The organism is Pseudoalteromonas sp. SS15, from assembly GCF_049257195.1.
GTDB lineage: Bacteria > Pseudomonadota > Gammaproteobacteria > Enterobacterales > Alteromonadaceae > Pseudoalteromonas.
On the sequence record NZ_JBMMUD010000003.1, the window covers coordinates 273,147 to 293,433 of the forward strand.

Consider the following 20,287-nt stretch of genomic DNA (forward strand, 5'->3'; position numbering starts at 1 on the left):
ACCCTCAATAATACTCAATCATTTTGAGGGATTAAAACTGACGCTAACTGCGTTAAAAATTTCTTATTTAGAGTTACTAAATCGCAAAACTTTCGCCTTGCCTATATGGATGTAGGTACCTCGGCGATAGCAGGACGCGTGAGCGGTGTTATCGACAAATTTTCCTTGCCTCATAAGGGATCTCTTAATTAAGAGGATTGGTATTATGACTCGTAAAGACCGTCTGATTTTACTGTCTACCTTGTTAATAATTACGGTATTAATCGCAGTAGATCTCTCTACCGATTTAAAAGAAGGTGTGGCACTGTGGCATCTTGTTATTGAGGGAGCCGCGGGGGTTATGGCGCTCATTGGTATTGCGTATATTTTTAAAGACATTGTTCAGCTTAAACAAGACTTACAGTCTGAGCGGGCACTGGCGAAAGATTATCGAGCAGAGGCCGAATTGTGGCGCGAGAAATCTAAAACCTATTTAGATGGTTTATCGATTTTAATTGATGAGCAATTAACCCTTTGGCAGCTCACCCCCGCAGAGCGAGAAGTGGCGTTTTTATTGTTAAAAGGCATGAGTTTAAAAGAGCTTGCTGAGCTTAGAGGCACGAGCGAAAAAACTGCCCGTGCCCAGTCTATGTCTATCTATGCAAAAGCAGGCCTCAGTGGTCGTTCAGAACTCTCGGCGTTCTTTTTAGAAGACTTGTTGCCAGCTAGGGAACCGGACTAACCCAGCGCCTTAATTGCCTGTCCAATGCCATCTAACGTTAACGGATACATGCGTTTATCCATTAGTTCATAAATGATGTCGATTGAATGATAGTAACGCCAATAATCTACTGGTTGTGGGTTTAACCAAACTACATTATCAAAATGATTGGTGATGCGTTTTAACCAGGCGCTGCCGGGCTCTTCATTCCAATGTTCAACGCTACCGCCGGGGTAGTTGATTTCATAAGGGCCCATAGTGGCATCGCCGACAAAAATCACTTTGTAATCTGAACCGAAACGGTTGATCACTGTCATGGTGTCGAGCACGTTTTGGAAGCGACGTTCATTGTCTTGCCAAACGTGTTCATAAAGACAGTTATGAAAGTAGAAAAACTCTAAGTGCTTAAATTCACTGTGCGCAGCGCTGAATAACTCTTCACAGGTGTGAATGTAATCGTCCATCGAGCCGCCGATGTCAAAAAACATCAGCACTTTAACGGCATTATGACGCTGCGGCTGCATTCTTACATCGAGCATACCGCCTTGCTTGGCAGTGGCTGCGATAGTGTGGTTTAAATCGAGTTCGTCACTTTCGCCACTGCGGGCAAATTTGCGCAGTTTCTTGAGCGCCAGCTTCATGGTGCGCGAGCTGATATCGGCATCTTGGTCGAGGTTTTTAAACTGACGTTTGTCCCAAACTTTCACAGCTCGACGATGGCGGTTACCACCCTGGCCTATGCGAATACCCTCAGGGTTATAGCCGTAGGCACCAAACGGCGAAGTGCCGCCCGTGCCAACCCATTTGTTACCGCCAGCATGTCGCTTTTGTTGCTCTTTCAAACGCTCGGCAAGGGTTTCCATAAGTTTGTCTAGGCCACCGAGTGATTTAAGCTGCGCTTTTTCTTCTTCACTGAGCTGTTTTTCAAACTCTTTTCTTAGCCAATCGCTGGGCAGATTATGTTGTTGTAACTGACTAAAAATATCGATGCTTTCAACGCCTTCAAAATACTCGGCAAAGGCGCGGTCGAATTTATCGAATTGGGTTTCGTCTTTCACCAAGCACAGTTTGGCAAGCTCATAAAAGCCGTCAATGTCGGCAAACACCACTTGTTGCTTTAAGGCGTTAATTAAATCGAGTAGCTCGCGCAAGCTGGCCTTTACGCGATATCTTTTTAGGGTGAAGAAAAAATCGATAAGCATGGGGTTAACCGCGCTTGGCCATAAATGCTAACTTTTCTAACAGGCTGACATCTTGCTCGTTTTTAAGCAGCGCGCCAAATAATGGCATTAACCCGCCTTTGTGCGTTTTATCGTGAAGTGTCTTAGCATCGATGTCTTCGGCTAGTAATAATTTAAGCCAATCGATCAATTCACTGGTCGATGGCTTTTTACGTAAGCCATTTACTTCGCGTAAGTTGAAGAACACGCCCAGTGCCGTTTGCACCAACTCTTGTTTGATATTTGGGTGGTGCACATCAATGATGCTGGCCATTTCTTCAGGTGTTGGGAAGTTGATATAGTGGAAGAAACATCGGCGAAGGAAGGCATCAGGCAATTCTTTTTCATTGTTCGAAGTAATAATCACAATCGGGCGTTGTTTAGCTTTAACAACTTCTTGTGTTTCATATACATAGAATTCCATTTTATCGAGTTCTAAAAGCAGGTCATTGGGGAATTCTATATCCGCTTTGTCTATTTCATCGATAAGGAGAATTGGGCGTTTTTCGGCGGTAAACGCCTGCCAGAGTTTACCTTTGACAATGTAATTGCTGATGTCGTGAACACGATCGTCGCCAAGTTGGCTATCACGTAAACGTGATACAGCGTCGTACTCATAAAGGCCTTGCTGTGCCTTGGTAGTTGATTTGATGTGCCACTGAATAAGCTCGGTATCGAGTGCTTTTGCCAACTCTTCGGCAAGCATGGTTTTACCTGTACCTGGCTCACCTTTGATTAATAATGGTTTTTCTAGTGTGATTGCCGCATTCACTGCAAGCTTAAGAGAGTCAGATGCGATGTAGTTTTCAGTACCGGTAAATTGCACGACGTTGCCTATTTTTTCTAAGAGATCTGACCTGTAAGTCTGCCATAAGTATTTTATAGATAAAAGAGAAGCAATTGGAAGCAACCTAAGCAGCGCTCTTGCTTGATGAACCTGCCAGAGCTTTTATAATGCTCCCACGTTGTGCCAACAAAAAGAGCAAATGGTGGAAGTAAAAAACTTATTAAAACAAGAACGTGTTGATTATATTTTGTCTGAGCTGCAAAAGCGCTATCCAAATCCGCCAATTCCTTTAGATCATAAAGACCCATACACCTTGCTGGTGGCGGTGTTATTGTCGGCGCAATGTACCGATGAACGTGTAAACCAAGTAACGCCTGCATTGTGGGAGTTAGCTGATAATCCGTTCGATATGGCTCTACAAAGTGTCGAAGACATTCAAGCCATTATTCGCCCTTGTGGTTTATCTCCACAAAAGTCGAAAGCGATTAAGCGTCTTTCTGAGATATTAGTTGAGCAACATGGCGGTGTGGTGCCAGAAGACATGGCTATTTTAGAAACGCTACCGGGCGTGGGTCATAAAACCGCAGGGGTGGTGATGGCGCAAGCATTCGGTGTACCGTCGTTTCCGGTCGACACCCATATACATCGTTTAGCGCAGCGCTGGGGTTTAACGAATGGTCGCAGCGTTGAGCAAACCGAAAAAGACTTAAAGCGTTTATTTCCTAAAGAAACTTGGAACGACTTACATTTGCAGATTATCTACTATGCCCGTGAGCATTGCCAAGCAAGAAGTTGTCATGGTTTAGTGTGCCCAATTTGCACCACTTGTTACCCGAATCGCAAACACCCGAAGAAAATCAAAAAGCCTTAATAACCTCATGTTTAAGGCATAAGATAAGAACTCCCAACAAGGTTGCTTTGTTGGGAGTAAGCTGAAAAGTTATTTATCTGTGTTGACTGGAGGCTCTTCCGTCGTTGTTTGAGTTGGTCGTTCGGTTAGGCGTGAGATCAGCAATTGTTCGACACGTACTCCTTCAACATCTATGGCCTCAAATTTAAAGCCTTCGTGAATAAAGCTATCGGTACGTTTTGGAATGCGTTTCATCACATAAATCAAAAAGCCTGCAATGGTTTCGTACTGATCCATATCTGGGAAATGATTGATATTTAGTTGTTTTATCACGTCAATTACGGGTGTATTACCTGCAACTAACCAAGAATTAGCGTCTCTTTGAATAATTTGCTCTTCATAGTTATAGCTGACTAAGTCGCCCATAAAACTGCTGATCAAATCTTTCATAGTGACAAGGCCAACCACTAACGCATACTCATTGACCACCACGGCAAACGTTTGATTCGCACTTTTAAAGGCGTTCAAAGCCTCTGAAAGCGTGAGTGTATCAGGCAAATAAAGTATGTCTTTTTTTACGATTTCTTCGCTTAATTGAACACTCTCGCCATTGAGCAACTGACGCAAAATATCTTTCGATTCAACATAGCCTTTGAGCTTGTCTAAGCTACCATCACAAATTAAAAACTGGTTATGCGGATGAGCCTGAATTGCGGCACTGATCACTGTATTATCGTCGCTTAAATCAAAGCTAATAATTGCCTCGCGAGTGGTCATCACACTTGGCAATGTGAGGCTGTCTAGTTCAAATACGCTGCCAATGAGATGGTATTCTTGCTGCTGCAAAGTGCCATCTTGTGCGCCTGCTTCCATGACCGCCACGATGTCTTCGGTGGTGACGATTTCTTCTCGCTCAGTGGGGAGTTTGAAAATACGTAAGACTAGGTTACTCAAACCATTAAACATGAGTACGAATGGCGTCAGGCCGAGTGTTACCATATTCATTAAATTCACTACACGAATGGCAACCGCTTCGGGCATGATCATGGCAATACGCTTTGGTAATAAATCGGCAAATAAGATGAACAGTGACGTAATGATAAAAAACGACAGCAAAAAGCTTATCTGCCCAAGTAAAGGCCCAGAATAAAACACTGACACTAACTCTGATGTGTAGGGAGCCAGCGCTTGCTCACCAATAATACCGCCCAAAATAGCAATGGCATTCAGTGCGATTTGGATCATCGCAAAGAATCGCCCCGGTTGCTCTTGTAAAGCCAATACGGTTTCGGCATTTTTGCTGCCTTCGTCGACCATGACGCGTAATTTTATTTTACGCGCAGCAGCAATCGATATCTCAGACATAGCAAATAAAGCACCAAAGAAAATTAAGATGCTGATAGCGAGTAGGTCGCTCATTGAGTTCCTAAAAAGTAAGTACCCGAGTTTAATTTATCACAGCGGGTTTAAACAAAAAGTGAGCAATTATTAAGGATAAACAAGGCCTGTGCAATGATTATTTGAAATTATTTTAATGTTTTAAAAATCAGTGGTTTACTTTGTTTTTATGCTGTTTTTAAAGTTGTTTTTTTAAATTTTACTAGTAGGCATTATTTTTGTAGGTGATGAGTGAAAATTGGGCTAGCATAGCGGCGTTAATTTACACTTATTTCTGTTAGGATTTTTACAGCATTGAACATCACACTTGCCGAGTTATTCTCGATTGACCCTTTTACTTGGACTGAATTAGGCACCGCTATTTTATGTGGCTTTATTGTCGGTTTAGAGCGTCAGTTACGAGGCAAACCCGTTGGTATTCGTACCTCTTCTTTAATCGTGCTTGGTACTTACTTGTTTATCGCTGCGTCGAACTCACTGAATAATGATGTAACCGATACATCGCGGATCATAGGCCAAGTCGTGACGGGCGTGGGCTTTTTAGGTGCAGGTGTAATGCTTGCCAAAGATGGCATCGTCGTCGGTGTGACTTCAGCAGCGACGATTTGGGTGCTTGCAGGGATTGGTGTCGCTATCAGTGTGGCGGGAGAACTCGCTGCAATTAAGCTTTCGATATTGGTAGTTGGTATTTTATATGGTGTTGATGTGCTTGAAGATTACTCGGCATCACTGACACGGGGTGTACACAGTAGATTTAATAACTGGAAAAACAAACAGCGCTGATCATAATCAAACTCTCTTAATTTGTAACAACATAATTCAAAGCCAATTTTCATCGTGACAGCCGAATAAATAGGCGTCATGATGAAAATTCAGGGCACCCCAACACCCACTTCCATTTTTATTAATTTCAGCGTCAAGCTAACTATTATTTGCGAACAATTAATTATGAGCAGTGAACTCTCTTTCTCACGGGTGAAGGATTTCCCTTTGCTGATGTGGATATTACTTTTTGGCTCCTTTATTACTCGGGGGAGCTTCTTTATGGTGTGGCCGTTTTTGGCGGTCATTCTGTACGATAAATTTGCCTTAAGCGCGACTGAAGTCGGGCTAATCCTATCGACGGCGGCCGTGGTGGCGGTCTTTGTTAGTTTTATTGGCAGTACACTCTCTGACAAGCTAGGTCGACAAACGGTGATGTATGCCACGGGTGTGCTTTATATCGTGTCTTTTTCTCTATTGGCTGAGGCCGATACCGTCACTATGTTTGCCATCGTGATCACCTTGTGTTCAATTGCTACAGCGCTTTGGCGACCACTGGCTTCGGCGCTGATTGGCGACATTATTGACGATAGCAAAACTCGCGAATTAGCGATGCAGAGCATGTATTTTATCGTGAATGTGGGTTGTGCGGTTGGGCCAATTGCGGGTGTTTGGTTGGGTTTAACAGGCCAGCAGTCGAGTTTTTATATCACAACCGTGGCCTTTGCATTTTTGCTAGGGCTGCTAGTGTGGGGCTTTTCTCATCATAAAAAGTCTGATCATAAAAGGTCTCATCATAAAAAGTCACAGCAAAATACAGAGAGTCAAAGTACGAGTTCGGCAGAGTTAGAGAATGATAAACCTTTAAAAGAAAGTATCGGCATGAAGCAAACCTTGGCTATTTTAGCTAAAGACCGCTTACTTCAATGCTTGATATTAGCCAATGTCATCTGTTTGTTTATCTACGGACAAATGGACAGCTCATTAGTGCAATACCTAACACGCGAGAATGTTCCGCAATTACTTGAGCTAGTTTCATCACTGATTTTTACCAATGCCATGGTGATCATCACTTGCCAGTTTGTGTTATTGCGGATCATGGCTAAAGTCGAACTGGTACATCGTATTCAAGTAGGCTTGGTTTTGTTGATGTGCTCGCAGGTCTTTATGGCAATCAATGCACCGAGTTTCTTCTGGGGCTGGATAGGTGCTGTTGTGGTGCTGAGCTTAGCTGAGGCGATTTTATTCCCGACCATGAACGTACATATAGACCGCATTGCGCCTGATAATCTAAGAGGGGCTTATTTTGGCGCGTCCGCGTTTTACGATTTTGGCTTTGCGTTCGCGCCTCTTGGCGGCGGTATTATCCTCGATTTATTCGGTGGCTTTTGGCTATTTTTGGTGTGTTCAGCCATGTGTGTTGTGGTGATGGGGTTGTACTATGTACTAGAAAAGTTACCTCGACCAGACTTTGCAGAGCCTACGAAAAGCGAAGTACATTCTTAGTGTTTATACGCACAATGTGCAGTAGCTCATTGTGCGTTTCCAATAAATTAGCTTGTCTTATTGGTGACAAGGTAAGTAAACAAACCTGCAGAGATAAACATAAATAAGCTATAAATACTCGGTGCAATCGACATTGTCGTACTTTCTAAAATGGTACTGGTGATCAGCAATGTGAGGGTGCCGTTTTGCAGCCCAACCTCAAGGGTGATGGTGCGCGACTGAGCATCGTTATGTAATAGCTTTTGACCAATCAAATAACCTAACAACATAGTGACGATATTGAGTAAAACAGCCGCAGGTCCTGCAAGAAGAATAAACTCAATAAGTTGACCTCCTAACTTGATGCAAATGTTTAAAATAACCAGAGTCAGTATGGCCACAGAAAACCAACTTACGTACTTTTGCGCACAGTTTGCAAAAGCAGGCCATTTCGCGCGTATCCCCATACCTATTAAAACGGGGAATACAGTCACTGCCAGAAGTTTGAACCAAGTGCTTACTATGGGTAATTGAAAATTTTGAGCTTGCTCACCATAAAATGCGATTGCCCAAGTGGCCAAAAAAGGGATAGTAAATGGGGTGATAAAACCAATGACTGCCGTAAGCGAAACGGATAAACCAACGTCACCTTTTGCCAAATAGCTGTATAGGTTTGATGTTGTGCCACCAGGACATAAAGATAAAATAAATAAGCCAATGGCTAATTCGCCCGATAAGCCGGTTAAAGCGATAATGGCAATCGCGACCAATGGTAGCAATAACATTTGGCAGCCAGCGCCAATTAAGAAACTCTTAGGCTGTTTGAAAACCCGAGTAAAGTCATCTAGGGTCAAACTCATGCCGACACCAATCATAATTAAGATCAGCGCGACAGGTAAACCTATGCTGGTTAGCATTGTAGGCATTTTATTTCCTTATTCAGTTTAGTTTTTATTGAGCCATTGCATACTATTACCTACAATACGCCCAGTTTTTACACTGTATTTAAGAAAAGATTATGACTGATAAGACAGATTTACCAGCAATTCCAGATCACCTTTCAATTAATCCTCGTAGCAAGTTCTACAATGAAGAGATTTTACAGCACGATATTGGTGTGCGTTTTAAAGGTAAAGAGCGTAACGACGTTGAAGAATATTGCATCAGCGAAGGCTGGATCAAAACAGCTGCACCTAAGGCGTTAGACCGTTTCGGTCAGCCAATGCTGATCAAATCAAAAGGTGAAGTTGAAGTATTCTTCCGCTAATTACTGGGAGGAGTAAGCGTCTGCTTACTCCTTTCAATTATAAAGTTATTTTATAACTGCCTTTGCCAAAACACCTTCAAACTCCCTCTACACATTAAATTTCATTTTTATTTAGACTGCTGCATTAAAAAGTCAGCCACTGCTTGATAGGCAGGTAACGAGGTTGGGTCAATCACGCCATTTGCAGCAATAGGGTGTGAGGCTAATCGCACTATTACCATCTCAGCAATGGGGTCTATATAAATTGTTTGCCCATGCACACCACGTGCTGCGAATGCGCCATTTACATTGTGAAAATGCCACCACATACTGCGATAACTACCGTTTGGCATTGAGCTAAAGCCTGCTTTTGAAAAAGCGTTTTTATCACCACCTGATTGAATACTCGCTATCGCTTTTGCAGGAATAACTTGTACACCGTCAATCGCACCTTGATTTGCAACGGCAAGTCCTAGGCGAGCTAAATCTCTTAAGGTTGCACTCAACCCACCACCTGCGAAAGGCGTGCCTAAGCCATCAACTGTAATGTCGGCACTGTGCTCTGCGCCAATTTTTGACCACACCAGCTCGCTGGCTAACTCGTCGAATTTTTTGTTCGTCACTCTAGAGACAATCCAACCTAGCACGTCTGAGTTGACAGTTTTATAGCCAAAAGCTGCACCATGCTGACCTTGCTTTTGAACAGTTTGTAAATACTCAAAATAACCGACAGGCCCAGTGTACTCTTTGGGTTTAGGTAGTGGGTTTGCCGCATAACTGTACTGCCAAATATCGGCGTTAGGATCAGCATAATGCTCGCTATATTTGAGGGCTGTGGTCATATCCATGACTTGTCTTACTGTGGCATCACCAAAAGCAGAATTTGTTAGCTCTGGAATAATGTTTTTGACGAGTGTTTTATCGTTTAGTTTGCCTTGAGCGATAAGAATTTCAGCGACTAGGCCGGTTAAAGATTTGGTCATCGACATGGCAGCGTGTTTGGTGTGCTCATCTAAGCAGCCCCTATAGCGCTCATATACAACTTTACCTTTGTGCAAAATGAGCATGCCATCAGTGTAATTGGCTGCCAAACTTTGTTGCCAAGTCATCAGCTTATTACTGTTGCTAGGCTTAAATGTTAGTTCATCAATGCCCGGTAATAAGGCGTAATTTAGCGGCGTGTAGGCGTAAGGGTTACGTTCTATGCTGGCGGTCGGTAGCAATTCACGCATATGACAAACCGACCAGCGTAATTTAGGAAAACTGAAAAAATTAGAGTCAGGCAGAGTGACGCGTTTATCTACCGGTGGTGGAAACCCAACCATTAATTGCAATGTGTTGGGATCAGATTGAGCGTCTGTTAAGTTATTCTTTACTGAGTTCGATGCAAGTGATGATGTCGAGCCCAGCATTATTGAAAAAGCCAACAGCGCAGTACTGAAGCGCATAAAAATACTCCTTTAAGTTAATTACCTTTACCTTTGAGTTTTACGCAGAAAAAGTCAATAAAAACATAGATTGAAAGTCAGTGAGGCTCATCCATCACCTTACTGACAGGTGGGGGAACTATTGATACACATATTCTAGTAATATAGGTGTGAGTCGCAGTGACACTGTGGGTCGGCATTCAATTCTGAAATACTCAGTGTTTGGTGTGTTGAGGTTTGCTCATCCCATACAGTAGCTTGTTGTTTCTGAGCATCAATGGCAACCACTTCTACAGGATGGTTATTATATTCAACCCATTCACCACGTTTTAATTCATTTGCTTGCATAACCACCTCTCATCTTTTCGGTATAAATTAGGTTACGATTTAAACAATGTGATGGATTACTTGTTGGGTGAAATTTGTTCGATTTCTATATTGGTTAGCCGCTTTTTGTTTAGGGCTACGCTTTTTAGTTGGTGATAAAATCTTCTGAAGAGCTTTATCAAAGCAAAACCAATAATAATGCTACACAGGCTAATCACAGTTATTTTTAGCAATATTGGCCAGTTGAGCTCTGCCACAGCCACTTGTAGCCAAACAACCAGAGGCAAATGTACTAAGTAAAGCCCATAAGAGGTGTTTGCAAGTTTTTGTGTGAACGCATTTGGTTTGTTTGCCAGCTTTTTGAATAAACCAATAAACAGCATGCAAGAGGTCCACATCATGACAGCATAACTGATTACAAAGGCGACTTTAATTTGAAGATAGTACTCGTGCATATATTGCATTTGATAACGAGAGAGCATAACTGCAGCGATACAGCTGCACAACCAAACACCTACTTTAAAAGCGCTCAGCTTAGTAAAATCTGCAAGTGTTTTCTGGTGATTGAATAATACCCAGCCAAATAAAAAGAAACCGCTATATAAACATAGCACTGGCCATTGTGGTGTTAGGCTTTTATCTGGGGTATCGACCCCCCAGTGCTGCATATACCAAAGGCAACAAGCAGACAGAGGAATAACAAGAAAATATAAGCCTTTGCTGGTAAGTTTATGCACAAGAATTAAGCGTATTCTTCTAGTAAACTTAGGTGCTAATTGAGAAAACTTGGTATGGAGCAAGTAGAGTAATAACGTCAGTAAAGTGGCCAAAGTGAGGTAGTACAAAAACCACAAATGGGTGCCGACAAATAAGCTCATCGATAAGCCTTTAAAATCGCTAAAGCTTGTCACTACAGCCGCGATTATATTCGCTTCACCTTGCATACTTTCGGCACCTATTATCCAGCCTGACACCAGCAGTGGCCTAAGCAATATCCAGCCTAGTAAAAACGGCAGCACAATCCGTGTAAATCGCGATGTTAAAAACCGCGTTATACCGACTTTTTGTAGCGTCATACAAGAGAAAAAGCCGGCAATTAAAAAGAAAACCTCTAGGCGAAATGCGTGGCTAATGAACACAAACACCGACACCCAGTCACTGGTTGAGATATCCATCACCGCCCAGCCGATGAAGATAGGTAAAAACGATAGGCTGGCATGATAGACAACGCCCAGTAATAAAGCATAGGCGCGCACTGCGTCTAAATAGTGCAATCGGGTTGTGATCGTCATTGTTATGTCTCTCAAAGTGAAGGGAGAGGCCTGTATTCAGGCCTTGCTAAGTTCGGAACTGAGAAACCTGAGATATGAATAATAAATCTATCTCCAGCGGCTACTTTCAACACTAACTGCGTTGAATTTACTTGCAATAGGCCAGCTATTGACGCGTAAATTCGCCTGGTTATCGCTAAAAGTCTCCGGCTGCAGACGTTAAAAATTACTTATTTCTTCAATATCAATATGTTAGTAAATTTATTAACCAAAACTCAGGTTAATAAAAGCCAATTTCATCAATTTGATAATCGAATTTGGCTTGTTGCAGGCTAAACGCAACAATGCTTAAGCTATTGAGGGTTTTAGGGTCTAGTGGTGTTTGAGCCGACCATGCGCGTTTCATGTCTTTGAAAGGCAATTTGACGGTATGGAATTGTCCATCCGCTTTGATCATGACTGGAAGTGCATGATAGTCGTAGTTATCAATCGCACTGCTATTGGCCGACACAGATAACATGCCTTGGTTGATTTTAACTTTTAAAACTATGCCCTGATATTGGCTGGCATCGAGCTGTTTGCCAAATTCGTTCAGTGGCAGTACCGAGCTTGCCCAGCCCGGTTGACCTCGAGGCGGCACAATATCGCCCTTTGCTGAAAGTAGGCCATTGTTGACGCTAATCTGGGTTTTGGTTTTACCGCCGGCGCTGGTGTCGTCAATAAATAGTCTTTCAAAGCCCATATTGTTGTGTGAGGGCGAATTAAAATCATCGACCAGTGTTTGCGACTCTTCCGCCCAAGTGGCATGTGAAAAGCTAATTAGCAGGGTAAGTTTTACGACTTCTATAAAGTGTTTAAATGTCATGTTAGTGTGCTCTATGTTGATTATCGACTGCAAAAAGCCTGCGGCGTTTTTGCTTGGTTTAATCAATAAGTGCCGGGCGGTTTAAAAAGGTGACAAAATAAATCACAAAAAATTTTTTAATTTTTGTTGTCACCTTTTTGGCAGGGCTGGCACTTATACCTAAAGCGCCTAAAACTAGTAGGTAGTTTGGGTATAAAACGAAGAGATAAAAACAGGCTTGAGGTATGTTCAATACAGCAAAAAAACATAAAACACTTGATGATGCAGCTTTGGTGATGCGCGCGCTTGGCGGCAATAAAAACGCTTTTTGCGAAATAGTAGAGCGCTACCAAACACTACTTTGTTCATTGGCTTATTCTGCCGTGGGCGATATCAAATACAGTGAAGACTTAGCGCAAGATGCATTTGTTGAGGCGTGGAGAAAGCTCGATACTTTACACGACCCAAATAAACTCAAGGCTTGGCTGTGTGGCATTCTTAAATTTAAGATAAGTCACCATTATCGTAAGCAGGCTTCAAGTGCAGAAAAACACGCTGAACAGCTAGAAAACGCAGAGCATATTGGTGCTGAAAACGCTGAACTAGAAGCCAATGCAATTTCAGCACAGCAACAAGCCTTAATGTGGCAAGTGCTTGAACAGCTCGATGATACCTACCGTGCACCGCTGATTTTATTTTACCGAGAGCAGCAATCTGTTGAGCGTGTCGCCAGTGAACTGGATTTATCCCTCGACACCGTAAAGCAGCGCTTGTCGCGAGGTCGGAAGATGATGAAAGAGGCGGTAACTGCTCTGGTTGAAGTATCGCTTAAACATTCAAAGCCTGGTCTGGCCTTTACTTCTGCGGTCATGTCTGCAATCAGCGACATTGCACCACCGGCTAAAGCGGCAGCAGGTTTAGGTGCTTTTAAAGCAGGCACAGGGTTTAACTTTGCCAGCATCATGGCCGTGCTAGGCTCAGCATCTGGGTTTGTAAGTGCGTATTTTGGTTTGAGAGCCAGTCTTGAACAATCTCGCACTGAACGAGAAAAAAGCTTAGTGAAAAAAAGCGTGTTCTTATTTATGTTCGTTGCCGCGCTGTTTGTAGGGGTTTTGTTATTACTCAAACCACTTGCTTATGCACAGCAAAATTATGTCGATGAAATTACCTTAGTCGCGCACCTTAGCGTATTTATGTTTGTTGCTGCTTATATCTGGTTAGTAAAACACGCATTTAATGCTATGAAGCAATTAAGGGCGCAAGAGCGGCTTTTTAACCCTGAAGCCTTTAGTGCAGAGCAAGATAAACCCAATGCCAAACAAAGGGAGTACATCAGTCCTATTCGTTTATTCGGTGTGCCACTGATCCATATGCAATTTGCCATGCCAGAAAAAACAGATAACCCCGCCGTTGGTTGGATAGCTGGTGGCAGTAAAGCGTATGGGTTGCTGTTTGCATGGGGTGGGATTGCCGTCGCGCCTATTAGTGTGGGTATAATTTCATTTGGCATTTTAAGTGTAGGGGCAGTAGGTATTGGATTATTGGCCGCAGGCACGGTGGCCATAGGTGGGTTGGCATTTGGCGCTTCAGCCATTGGCTATCAGGCATTTTCGTCTTTGTCTTCATTGGCATGGGAAGGTGCTGTGAGTGGTGGCTTTGCAGTTGCTGTAAACGGGGCAATTGGCGCAATTGCGTATGCTGATCAAGCAAATAACGAACTCGCCGCGCAATTGACGAACTTATCTTTTATCAACCAGCATTATGCTTGGCTGCTTGGACTCATTGCGGTATTTGTGATTGTGCCAGCGGCGTGGCATTCGAATAAAGTTAGAAGCAGAATGAGAAAAAACGCGCTGAAATGATCAGCGCGTTTTCTAAGTTAAAACTCGTTATTTCTCAGCTTTTTCTCAAATAAGGCCAGTGGCAAAGCCTGCCAACATAAAGAAAACAACCATCCAGATAATGGGCAGTTTTAGCTGTTTCATTAAGTAAAAACCCACTAACACCAAGGCAATATCAAGCGGCTGTAGTACTGCACTAATAAAGACAGGTTGATATAGCGCCGCAGCAAGTAGACCTACGACAGCAGCGTTAACACCGGTTAAAGCGCCCGCAACCTTTGGCTTTTGCGCCAGCTGTTGCCAGTTCTTTAATACCGCTAATAATAATAAAAAGCCCGGAAGAAACACTGCGGCTGTGGCAATGATCGCGCCTGCAATAGGGTTGCCTGGTAGTAGCTCATAGCCAATGTAAGTCGCGAAGGTGAACATAGGCCCTGGCACCGCTTGTGCGGCTGCGTAGCCCGTTAAAAATGCATCTTGGCTGAGCTGATCTCCGACGATATTTTGCAGTAGCGGTAGCACCACATGGCCACCACCAAATACCAAGCTGCCCGCCTGATAAAAGTCATTAAACAAGCCTAATTCTGGCGCAAGGTGCGCTGCAAATGGTAACCCTAGTAATAAGCCGATAAATAAAATCAGCGGGACGAGACTCGGCTTGAAAGGGCTTGAATTTGAGCCATTTGAGTGGCTTTTTTCTGATTGTAAAAACAGTGTGCCGACTATAGCTGCAAAAATTAATACGGCGATTTGCATCATGATACTTGGCATGACCAATAGCGCGATTGCCGTGAGCAAGCACAAGCTTACCGATAGCGTGTTCTTACAGAAGTTTTTATACATACCCCAAGCAGCATCGGCAACCACCACCACGGCCAGTAGCTTCAAGCCATGCACCACATTTTGAAAAGCACTGGTATCCATGACTTGGCTTGAAAGTAGGGCTAAACCTATCATGATCAGAATAGATGGCAGGGTAAAGCCTAAAAATGCCGCACACGCCCCTAACAGCCCACCTCGTTTATAACCCAGTGCAAAGCCGACTTGGCTAGAGCCCGGGCCCGGTAAAAACTGACTGAGTGCAACGATTTGTGCATATTCATTATCATCAAGCCACTTCATCTTCTCGACAAAGGTTTTTCGAAAGTAGCCGATGTGAGCGGCTGGCCCGCCAAAGCTTATCCAGCCAAGCCAGAAAAAAGTTTTAAAAATAGAAAGCATACGCAAGACGCAAAATACGAGGTTGTTATAAGTATGCCCATAGTGTAAAAATTCACTTAGCATGATTCAAATTAATAGTATTTATGCTAACTATGAATAATTTGGGATTTGATGAGCAAGAGAAATAAATGGGTAAAGAAGAATTGCAGTGGCGACATATTGATCTAAATCTGCTGGTGGCATTTTCGTATCTGTACCGCCATCGTAGCGTCAGTATTGCCGCAGAGCATGCCTGTGTGAGCCAATCGGCAATGAGTCATAGTCTTGCTCGATTAAGGCAGCTTTTAGGTGATGCATTATTCGAAAGAAAAGGGCACCAAATGTGCCCAACCGAGCGAGCTCATCAAATAGCCCCTAAAATCAGCGTGTTGCTCGACACAGTTTCTGGGCAGATTTTGCAAAGTGAGCCTTTTTCTCCCAGTCATTATCAAGGTGTGTGTCGGATTGGGTTAACCGATTACGCCGAACTAATATTTGCGCCAGCGATTTATGATGCCATTCGAGCGCAAGCTCCCCATGCTCAGATCAGCTTGATAAATGTGAATCGCAGTAACTATGAGCAAATCTCTGAGCAAGAAAAGCTCGACATCATTATCGGTAGTATGCCGCTTTTGGCTGATGGCTTTAGCAGTCAGCATTTATACACTGAACAGCATGTGTGCTTGACTGATTTATCGGCTTTAGATTCATCGATTTTCTCAGCCTGTGGTCAATTAAGTTTGCAGTCATTTGCAAAAGTAGAACATGCTTTAGTCAGCCCAGATGGCAAGCTAACAACTCAAATTGATAAAACTTTGTCAGAGCATGGTTTATCACGGCAAGTTACTGTGGCAAGTCGCAACTTCTTAACCGTTCAAACTTTGCTTAAAGGGCGTGCCTTGATAGCGATTGTGCCGAGGAAAATGGCAGTTTTGGCCACCGAGCAAGCAGGGTTGTCTATGTTGGAGCCGCCGATAGCAGTTACTGATTTTGATATTGCGATGATCTGGCCTGAGGTGAAAACTCAAGATGACAAAAGCCGTTGGTTACGTAGTGTTTTAAACAAGGTATTGGTATAAAAAAACAGCTTAAATATAAAGTTTAAGCCGCCAACAAGGGAAAAGCAAAAAAGCTCTCAGCAAGGGTTACTGTATTAACTTAATTTCGATGTAACCAATATGCTTACCAGTTTGATAATGTATACCTTCAGCAAAATCTGTGTCGTCACGCTCGCTTGAAAGTAAAGTAATTGGCTCGGCAGGATCTGTAGCTAGGTTGCCAGAGCTAAAGCGCAGACCGCTATCACTGCCCGCATCATAGACTCTTAATTCAATGGTTTGGCTCTCAATCCATGTATTGTCATTAAATAAAGATAAGCTGTTAATGGCCACAAACCAATCAGGGCTCGGTGCTATCATCGAAACCACACTTAAAAGCGGGAAGTCTTGGCTGGCTTCAAAAGTGAACATCACACTTTGGCTGCCATTTGAGATCCCTGACTCATCAATTAAATAATTAGAATGACCTGCATTTTGTATGTCACTGATTTCATTTTTCAACGTACTTTTGCCACCCGTTTCAGCCATTAAAACAATACCTGGCGACGCCACCTCATCACGCTTGAAGATCCCCCCTTCTGAATTATGGGTAAGTCCTACAAGAGGAGAGAAGTGAGTGCCACTTGGATAGTTGGTGGCAAAGTTAGCCTCTGTCCACTCTTGCGTAAAAGTGAGCTCGTAAGTCACTGTATCAGCTGGAGCTGTGCTTGATGGTGGTGTTGTCGTTGGCGTTGTTGTTTCAGGTGTTGAATTAGAACTTGAACTACCTCCACACGCAGTTAAAAGGGTAAAGCTTAAAACAGTCGAAAGTTGAATGAGTTTGTTCATAGTTACACATAGGTTCATGTCTTGTTTTTTAATAGACCTTGAACTGCAAATATTTATTTCAAAATTTGTTTGAAGTTTATACAGGGCTTTTGGGATGGGGAGAATCGTGTGTCAGTGTGGGAAGTATCACTGACACAAATAGGTTTAACCTGAGCTTTGGTTACTTAGACTTGTACGGTAAGTTGATGGTGAATTGACTGCACCAGCTCTCTAGGCAGGCAAAGTTGATTGGCTAGCGCCTCAAGGTATTGCCCTGAGATAGGCTGGTTTAAATCAATGGCGCTGACACTCGCGGCATAAACCTCAATGCCTGTTTGTGCATCAGGTACTGATTGCACCAACTCTGAGAGTGTCATAGGTTTTCTTAACTCGTCAAATAACATGGCTTTTTCGTTAACAGTCAACTCCATGGTTTCAACTTGCGCAAAGATTTTCTGGCGCTCAGTTTCATCAATATGACCATCAGCATAAGCGGCGGCTATCATAGCGCGCATAATAATTAGTTGCCCAGAGCCTGACTCATCCTCAACCACTTGTTCAAAGCTTTGCTCCGGCATATAAGCTGGCGTGAAGTCAAAAGTACGACCTTGCTGAGCATGCTCTTGGTGCGCTTGGTTGTGACTGCGTTTATTCATGGCGTTATCATAAGCGCGACTATCGGCTTGCTGTTGCGCAGCTTTATTTTGCTCTGAATATTCTTTATAGGCTTTCCAAGCAAGACCGCCTACAGCAGCAAGTGCACCATATTTAACGGCTTTTTTCCCGGTCTTTTTACTTTTCTTACCGCTGACTAAACTGGTTAATCCGCCGCCGGCGACGCCTCCTAAAAAGCCACTTAGGGCACCTGATTTGTTAAGGCTACCAACGAGTTTTTGCAAGTCTTTCATACTTTGTCTCCTTCACTGTTACCAAAACTACCTCTAAGGTTGATGTAGTTTGAGTATATCTGTACCCAGATTAAGAGAAGCAATCTAAAATTAAAAGCCCATATTTGTTACAAAGCACGTCAGTTTTGCAGTAAAGCTTTAATTTTGTTGTGCATAAATAATAACCGCTTGGCGATGCGCTTTATATTTTGCGTGACGAGGTAAACGGGCTCCATACTTGGCTGTTCGAGTTCATGAATATGAATTTTTTCAGGTTCTGCAAAGCTCGCCACTGCACTTTGAGGCAGAACAGTAAAGCCAAGCCCTAAGCTCACAGGGGTTAAGATCAAGCCAATTTGGTTTGAAAAACCACTCTCTTTTATGTCTTTAATATGCGTGAATTCAGCAAAGTTCGCTTTGAGCAGTTGATTGGCATGGTGATGACCGTCAGGGTGATTAATAAAACCAAGCTGTTTCAGAGTATCAAAGGTGGCATTTTCGACCTCTGCGGGAAGTACTAATTGCAGTGGCTCTTGAGCAATCTCTTCGAAGTTTAGTAGGCTTGAGTTTGCGTGTTCTGTGACTAAGCCAATATCTATGTCACCTTGTTGTAATGCCTTAATAATGCTGCTATTTGGCGCAAACTGATAGTGAATGATAAGTTCAGGAAACTGTATTTGCAGCGCTAATAGTTGTGGATATAGGCGCAAACCTATGCTGCCTGGTGACATAACCTTAACCACGCCAACATGCTCAGAGTCTGTGGTTACTTTTTCTTTGAAGCCTTGTAAGGTGGCAACGACTTTTTTTGCTTCTTGATAGGTTTGATCACCGGTTGGCGTAAGCACAAACCCTTTCTCTGTTTTTTGAATAAGCGGTTCGCCCAACAGGTCTTCGAGCTTTTTGAGATGCTGGCTGACTGCCGATTGAGTAATAAACAGTTGTTCAGCGGTTTTAGTGAAATGCTTGGTTTCGACGAGTGTGCAAAAGGTACGCAAGAAGACTGGATTTATCATTAGTAGAGCTACTTAAAAATATAAGAATTTATAATTTCAAATAATGATAGCCGATTGCGTAGACTATTTCCTGTACTTTACAGGAGAACATTATGAGCGTAGTTTACCCAAGAACCTTTTCACATATTGGTATTTCTGTTCCAGATCTGGAGCAAGCCGTTAAGTTTTACACTGAGGTGTTAGGTTGGTATTTGATTATGGAACCAACCGAAATCACAGAAGATGACAGTGCCATTGGTGAAATGTGTACTGACGTATTTGGTGCTGGATGGGAGCGTTTTCGCATTGCGCATTTGTCTACAGGTGATCGCATTGGTGTGGAGCTTTTTGAGTTCAAAAACCAACAGAACCCAGAAGATAATTTTGAGTATTGGAAGACTGGGATTTTCCACTTCTGCGTGCAAGATCCTAACGTTGAAGAGCTAGCTGAAAAAATCGTGGCTGCAGGTGGTAAAAAGCGTATGGAAAAACCGCGTTTCTATTATCCGGGTGAAAAGCCTTATCGCATGATTTATATGGAAGACCCGTTTGGCAACATATTAGAAATTTATAGCCATAGCTATGAACTAATTTATAGTGCAGGTGCTTATTAAGTTCGCAAGCTAAATGGTGAAGGGCTTCTCAGAGTATGAGAAGCCTAATATCTAGATGGTGGAATGCAAATAGCTAGCTACTTGGCTTTTGAGTATGCAAAATAAGTGTAGTCAAACCAATGATGAAAAATAGCGCGCCACCTGAGAGTAAGAATGGGTCGATAAAAATGTTCTCATTGAAAGAGAATTTACCTGCTGAAATTTTCTTCCAGCCCATAAAATGTTGATTTGCAGCCACTACTGCACCAAAGAATCCCAATGCTAACGCCAAATATTTCGTCAGAAAATGATGCACAAATGGCAAAATCATAATAATACCAAGTAAACCGATAACAGTGCGTTGTGTTCGGCAATATGGGCAAATATATACGGCGCCCATTAATTCTACCGTCCAAGCAATGATACTGACCGCAATGGCAAATAATCCCAGCCAATGACGTTTGGCGATGATGTTTTCTAATGTGAGTTGATTCATAACACTCTGTTTATAATCTTAATCAAAAAAGAGTGATAATGTATCATATTTCTTTTGTGTCTAATTAATTCTTTTTAGTTATATGAATTTTGC

General features: G+C 42.8%; 21 protein-coding genes. 8 read left to right on the forward strand and 13 right to left on the reverse strand.

The window, feature by feature from the left end; translation table 11 throughout:
* Positions 1 to 205: 205 nt before the first annotated feature.
* Complete coding sequence (locus tag AAEU28_RS08275) at positions 206 to 721, forward strand: helix-turn-helix transcriptional regulator (protein WP_421963685.1); 516 nt, start codon at positions 206 to 208, stop codon at positions 719 to 721.
* On the opposite strand, the gene AAEU28_RS08280 is transcribed toward AAEU28_RS08275, so the two are convergent.
* Positions 718 to 1,902: a vWA domain-containing protein gene (locus tag AAEU28_RS08280; protein WP_421963686.1), complete on the reverse strand. Its 1,185-nt coding sequence runs from the start codon at positions 1,900 to 1,902 to the stop codon at positions 718 to 720. The two genes, AAEU28_RS08275 and AAEU28_RS08280, sit on opposite strands and share 4 nt — an antisense overlap.
* Positions 1,903 to 1,906: 4 nt before the next feature.
* Entirely contained in the window at positions 1,907 to 2,746 is an 840-nt protein-coding gene (locus tag AAEU28_RS08285) for an AAA family ATPase (RefSeq protein WP_390448986.1), read from the reverse strand.
* Between the two features lie 160 nt (positions 2,747 to 2,906).
* Between AAEU28_RS08285 and nth the strand changes: the two genes are divergently transcribed.
* Positions 2,907 to 3,578: an endonuclease III gene (gene nth, locus AAEU28_RS08290; protein ID WP_421963687.1), complete on the forward strand. Its 672-nt coding sequence runs from the start codon at positions 2,907 to 2,909 to the stop codon at positions 3,576 to 3,578.
* Positions 3,579 to 3,647: 69 nt separating this feature from the next.
* On the opposite strand, the gene AAEU28_RS08295 is transcribed toward nth, so the two are convergent.
* Entirely contained in the window at positions 3,648 to 4,976 is a 1,329-nt protein-coding gene (locus AAEU28_RS08295) for a hemolysin family protein (RefSeq protein ID WP_421963688.1), read from the reverse strand.
* Between the two features lie 279 nt (positions 4,977 to 5,255).
* Here AAEU28_RS08295 and AAEU28_RS08300 point away from each other — a divergent pair, with 279 nt between their 5' ends.
* A complete protein-coding gene (locus AAEU28_RS08300) occupies positions 5,256 to 5,738 on the forward strand; it encodes an MgtC/SapB family protein (protein ID WP_404395276.1) in 483 nt (160 codons plus the stop codon).
* Between the two features lie 165 nt (positions 5,739 to 5,903).
* A complete protein-coding gene (locus AAEU28_RS08305; RefSeq protein WP_421963689.1) occupies positions 5,904 to 7,223 on the forward strand; it encodes an MDR family MFS transporter in 1,320 nt (439 codons plus the stop codon).
* A gap of 47 nt (positions 7,224 to 7,270) precedes the next feature.
* On the opposite strand, the gene AAEU28_RS08310 is transcribed toward AAEU28_RS08305, so the two are convergent.
* Positions 7,271 to 8,128 (reverse strand): bile acid:sodium symporter family protein, encoded by an 858-nt coding sequence (locus AAEU28_RS08310; RefSeq protein ID WP_421963690.1) that lies wholly within the window; start codon positions 8,126 to 8,128, stop codon positions 7,271 to 7,273.
* 92 nt (positions 8,129 to 8,220) lie between these two features.
* On the opposite strand from AAEU28_RS08310, the gene AAEU28_RS08315 reads away from it, so the two are divergent.
* Complete coding sequence (locus tag AAEU28_RS08315) at positions 8,221 to 8,469, forward strand: DUF3297 family protein (RefSeq protein WP_058028947.1); 249 nt, start codon at positions 8,221 to 8,223, stop codon at positions 8,467 to 8,469.
* Positions 8,470 to 8,576: 107 nt separating this feature from the next.
* On the opposite strand, the gene AAEU28_RS08320 is transcribed toward AAEU28_RS08315, so the two are convergent.
* From AAEU28_RS08320 to AAEU28_RS08335, 4 genes are all read right to left on the reverse strand, one after another.
* Positions 8,577 to 9,896: a serine hydrolase domain-containing protein gene (locus tag AAEU28_RS08320; RefSeq protein ID WP_421963691.1), complete on the reverse strand. Its 1,320-nt coding sequence runs from the start codon at positions 9,894 to 9,896 to the stop codon at positions 8,577 to 8,579.
* A gap of 135 nt (positions 9,897 to 10,031) precedes the next feature.
* Positions 10,032 to 10,223, reverse strand: coding sequence for a hypothetical protein (locus tag AAEU28_RS08325; protein ID WP_421963692.1), 192 nt, complete (start codon positions 10,221 to 10,223; stop codon positions 10,032 to 10,034).
* A 56-nt stretch (positions 10,224 to 10,279) separates the two neighbouring features.
* Positions 10,280 to 11,494 (reverse strand): acyltransferase family protein, encoded by a 1,215-nt coding sequence (locus AAEU28_RS08330; RefSeq protein WP_421963693.1) that lies wholly within the window; start codon positions 11,492 to 11,494, stop codon positions 10,280 to 10,282.
* A 259-nt stretch (positions 11,495 to 11,753) separates the two neighbouring features.
* Positions 11,754 to 12,338 carry a CIA30 family protein gene (locus AAEU28_RS08335; protein ID WP_421963694.1) on the reverse strand — a complete coding sequence of 195 codons (585 nt, stop codon included), beginning with the start codon at positions 12,336 to 12,338 and terminating at the stop codon, positions 11,754 to 11,756.
* 224 nt (positions 12,339 to 12,562) lie between these two features.
* On the opposite strand from AAEU28_RS08335, the gene AAEU28_RS08340 reads away from it, so the two are divergent.
* The gene (locus tag AAEU28_RS08340) at positions 12,563 to 14,179 is read left to right on the forward strand and encodes an RNA polymerase sigma factor (protein ID WP_421963695.1); all 1,617 of its coding nucleotides are present in this window, start codon (positions 12,563 to 12,565) and stop codon (positions 14,177 to 14,179) included.
* Positions 14,180 to 14,224: 45 nt separating this feature from the next.
* Here AAEU28_RS08340 and chrA read toward each other — a convergent pair whose 3' ends face one another.
* A complete protein-coding gene (gene chrA / locus AAEU28_RS08345) occupies positions 14,225 to 15,379 on the reverse strand; it encodes a chromate efflux transporter (RefSeq protein WP_421963696.1) in 1,155 nt (384 codons plus the stop codon).
* Between the two features lie 128 nt (positions 15,380 to 15,507).
* Here chrA and AAEU28_RS08350 point away from each other — a divergent pair, with 128 nt between their 5' ends.
* A complete protein-coding gene (locus AAEU28_RS08350; protein ID WP_421963697.1) occupies positions 15,508 to 16,437 on the forward strand; it encodes a LysR family transcriptional regulator in 930 nt (309 codons plus the stop codon).
* 66 nt (positions 16,438 to 16,503) lie between these two features.
* Here AAEU28_RS08350 and AAEU28_RS08355 read toward each other — a convergent pair whose 3' ends face one another.
* From AAEU28_RS08355 to AAEU28_RS08365, 3 genes are all read right to left on the reverse strand, one after another.
* Complete coding sequence (locus AAEU28_RS08355) at positions 16,504 to 17,244, reverse strand: spondin domain-containing protein (protein WP_421963698.1); 741 nt, start codon at positions 17,242 to 17,244, stop codon at positions 16,504 to 16,506.
* A 164-nt stretch (positions 17,245 to 17,408) separates the two neighbouring features.
* Positions 17,409 to 18,131, reverse strand: coding sequence for a tellurite resistance TerB family protein (locus AAEU28_RS08360; protein WP_421963699.1), 723 nt, complete (start codon positions 18,129 to 18,131; stop codon positions 17,409 to 17,411).
* 119 nt (positions 18,132 to 18,250) lie between these two features.
* On the reverse strand, positions 18,251 to 19,126 hold the full coding sequence (locus tag AAEU28_RS08365) for a LysR family transcriptional regulator (protein WP_421963700.1): 876 nt from the start codon (positions 19,124 to 19,126) through the stop codon (positions 18,251 to 18,253).
* 92 nt (positions 19,127 to 19,218) lie between these two features.
* Here AAEU28_RS08365 and AAEU28_RS08370 point away from each other — a divergent pair, with 92 nt between their 5' ends.
* Entirely contained in the window at positions 19,219 to 19,719 is a 501-nt protein-coding gene (locus AAEU28_RS08370; protein ID WP_421963701.1) for a lactoylglutathione lyase family protein, read from the forward strand.
* 73 nt (positions 19,720 to 19,792) lie between these two features.
* Here AAEU28_RS08370 and AAEU28_RS08375 read toward each other — a convergent pair whose 3' ends face one another.
* Complete coding sequence (locus tag AAEU28_RS08375) at positions 19,793 to 20,194, reverse strand: hypothetical protein (protein ID WP_421963702.1); 402 nt, start codon at positions 20,192 to 20,194, stop codon at positions 19,793 to 19,795.
* Positions 20,195 to 20,287: the final 93 nt, after the last annotated feature.

Coding starts and splice junctions, on each gene's coding strand:
- AAEU28_RS08275 (WP_421963685.1), top strand. CDS start 206: ATGACTCGTAAAGACCGTCTGATTTTACTGTCTACCTTGTTAATAATT.
- AAEU28_RS08280 (WP_421963686.1), bottom strand. CDS start 1,902: ATGCTTATCGATTTTTTCTTCACCCTAAAAAGATATCGCGTAAAGGCC.
- nth (WP_421963687.1), top strand. CDS start 2,907: ATGGTGGAAGTAAAAAACTTATTAAAACAAGAACGTGTTGATTATATT.
- AAEU28_RS08295 (WP_421963688.1), bottom strand. CDS start 4,976: ATGAGCGACCTACTCGCTATCAGCATCTTAATTTTCTTTGGTGCTTTA.
- AAEU28_RS08305 (WP_421963689.1), top strand. CDS start 5,904: ATGAGCAGTGAACTCTCTTTCTCACGGGTGAAGGATTTCCCTTTGCTG.
- AAEU28_RS08310 (WP_421963690.1), bottom strand. CDS start 8,128: ATGCCTACAATGCTAACCAGCATAGGTTTACCTGTCGCGCTGATCTTA.
- AAEU28_RS08315 (WP_058028947.1), top strand. CDS start 8,221: ATGACTGATAAGACAGATTTACCAGCAATTCCAGATCACCTTTCAATT.
- AAEU28_RS08320 (WP_421963691.1), bottom strand. CDS start 9,896: ATGCGCTTCAGTACTGCGCTGTTGGCTTTTTCAATAATGCTGGGCTCG.
- AAEU28_RS08325 (WP_421963692.1), bottom strand. CDS start 10,223: ATGCAAGCAAATGAATTAAAACGTGGTGAATGGGTTGAATATAATAAC.
- AAEU28_RS08330 (WP_421963693.1), bottom strand. CDS start 11,494: ATGACGATCACAACCCGATTGCACTATTTAGACGCAGTGCGCGCCTAT.
- AAEU28_RS08335 (WP_421963694.1), bottom strand. CDS start 12,338: ATGACATTTAAACACTTTATAGAAGTCGTAAAACTTACCCTGCTAATT.
- AAEU28_RS08340 (WP_421963695.1), top strand. CDS start 12,563: ATGTTCAATACAGCAAAAAAACATAAAACACTTGATGATGCAGCTTTG.
- chrA (WP_421963696.1), bottom strand. CDS start 15,379: ATGCTTTCTATTTTTAAAACTTTTTTCTGGCTTGGCTGGATAAGCTTT.
- AAEU28_RS08350 (WP_421963697.1), top strand. CDS start 15,508: ATGGGTAAAGAAGAATTGCAGTGGCGACATATTGATCTAAATCTGCTG.
- AAEU28_RS08355 (WP_421963698.1), bottom strand. CDS start 17,244: ATGAACAAACTCATTCAACTTTCGACTGTTTTAAGCTTTACCCTTTTA.
- AAEU28_RS08360 (WP_421963699.1), bottom strand. CDS start 18,131: ATGAAAGACTTGCAAAAACTCGTTGGTAGCCTTAACAAATCAGGTGCC.
- AAEU28_RS08365 (WP_421963700.1), bottom strand. CDS start 19,126: ATGATAAATCCAGTCTTCTTGCGTACCTTTTGCACACTCGTCGAAACC.
- AAEU28_RS08370 (WP_421963701.1), top strand. CDS start 19,219: ATGAGCGTAGTTTACCCAAGAACCTTTTCACATATTGGTATTTCTGTT.
- AAEU28_RS08375 (WP_421963702.1), bottom strand. CDS start 20,194: ATGAATCAACTCACATTAGAAAACATCATCGCCAAACGTCATTGGCTG.